Below are 2003 nucleotides of genomic sequence, written 5' to 3'. Positions count from 1 at the left end.
AAGATGAGACGCAAAAAATAGAATTTACCCAACATAATTGACCGCCAGCTGGCGGTTTTTTACTATATTCGTGGTAGGAAATAGTTTCCGCTTACACAACTGAATCAATACCCTTGCCTATATAAGCCAGAGTATCAAGGTATGACATTTTTCCCTTTGAGTCGATATAGATTGTATCCTTTGCAGTACCTAGCTCGCTCTGCATAAGTTTTGGTTCAAGCAGTGAAGCTTTGTGTACGTGAACAATAATAGGAGTTCTCTTACCTGCTACTGAGTAGATGAAGTTACCTGTGAACTCGCTTAGAATCATCACAACAATTGAAATGTTGTAATTGTCAGACTGCTTTAACATTAAAAGCTTGTTCAGAGCAGTCAGAGTTTCACCTGGAAGCATGGTCTGATTGATCAGTGCATTGCGTACAAAGGTAGTACAGGTATTGATGCCGCTGATGGTTTTGGTGTTGGACTCATTGCATGAGCCAAAAACAATACCGATATTATCCTGATCAACTCTGAATACATCGTAGAAATCTGAAGGATTCTCCTTTGATGGCATGATAAAGGAGGCGATATCCAGGAACTTGGAGTTAGGCATGTCTTTACCTGCAGGCATCATATCACGCTGCATTGCATTCATAAGCTCGATTCTGGCGAGCTTTGCTGAATTCTTGCTATCCTCAACTCCCTTATCCTCGAGCTCTTTTACTTTGCCGGCAACTTTCTCAACAATTGAATTGCCAAGATTTTCAACAGATTTTACGACTTTTCCGATAGCTTCAAAGTCAACTCTGTTGCAGTCCATCTTTGACTGGATTTCATTCATTTTCTTACGGTCTGAAAGAATATTGGCTGAGACCACATCAAGATTATTGGCGATGGCTGTTAGGTCTTTTTTCAGAGCCTCAAGATTCTTAATGGCAAGAGCAGCAAGAGCGCAAAGACCAAGTATACATAGTCCGATCAGAATGAATGTGCCTGTTACAGCTGGTTTGATAATAGGTCCTTTTGGAGTCTGAACTGATACATAGAAATCAGATTCAGGATCGTAGATCATTGTTACAAGCTTTACCTTGTCTGATTTGCTCTCAAACTGAATCTCACGCTGTTCCTTAGCCTTGGCGAACATCTCGTCTGTGATTTCATCGGCAGAGAATTTGTTATCAGAGCTTAGAAGTACCTTTTTTGATGAATCCAAAACTGCAAATGAATTGATTGAATTCTCGCTTACAATCTCTGATACGTCAATTTTTGCAATTGACTGGTGAACATTAAGATCCTTATAGTCAAGGTTCTCGTTTATAACCTTAACAAAAATAAAATTCTTATCAGCGTCATTGTGAAGCTTGTAGCCTATAAACTTCTTGCCCTCGGCAAGCTTGCACCAGTAGGAGCCGATATTTACATTGAATGCCTTAAGATTGTTTAGAACTGTTTCCTGATTTTTCTTTGGAACACTGAACATCTCAAGACAGTTTTCTGCATCAGGTATATCCTGTGTTGTTTCAAAGAACTGTTCATCTGCATTCGACTGGGCAAAATAAGGAAAAGCAGTGTAGTCTAACAGTCCCTGCTTGTTTGAATCTACCTGGAATTTATCAAAAGCACTGTCTTTGATTTTTGAGAAAAAAGGAGCGTATTTCTGATTCTCGTTTTCCGAAATAGCTGACGCGTGTTTCTTTACGCCATCATAAACAACCTTTATATAGTCTTTCTGGTTGTCAAACTGGTTCTTGACAGCATTGGGTAACACAACCTCTTGATTATATACGCTCAATGCCGCAGCCACAGTTACAAAACTTACAGTAATGGCGGCTAGTATTTTTGACTTTAATTGCATTTGTGTTTTAAGTCCAACATGTGCTTGATTGAGTCAGGTACGGAGTAATCCTGTATCTATTATTTTATTTATTACTCTAGTTTCCCACATGGAAATTTAAAACAAAACTAGATTCACTCTAGGTTTGATGCTCTTTAAAAACTTGTATTGATTTATTTTTGGGAAG

The 2003-nt window shown here is 38.7% G+C and carries 1 protein-coding gene; it reads right to left on the bottom strand.

Translation table 11 applies throughout. From position 1 onward, the window contains the following. Positions 1 to 91 precede the first annotated feature (91 nt). Positions 92 to 1837, bottom strand: coding sequence for a hypothetical protein (locus B5D46_RS11900; protein ID WP_143675692.1), 1746 nt, complete (start codon positions 1835 to 1837; stop codon positions 92 to 94). Positions 1838 to 2003 lie beyond the last annotated feature (166 nt).

It is taken from the genome of Succinivibrio dextrinosolvens DSM 3072, from assembly GCF_900167015.1.
Lineage (GTDB): Bacteria > Pseudomonadota > Gammaproteobacteria > Enterobacterales > Succinivibrionaceae > Succinivibrio > Succinivibrio dextrinosolvens.
The sequence above is the reverse complement of the archived record's forward strand: the minus strand, read 5'-3'. Positions and strand labels throughout refer to the sequence as shown.

Bases quoted from the DNA above. Each gene is read 5' to 3' on its own strand.
- B5D46_RS11900 (WP_143675692.1), bottom strand. From the start codon at position 1,837: ATGCAATTAAAGTCAAAAATACTAGCCGCCATTACTGTAAGTTTTGTA.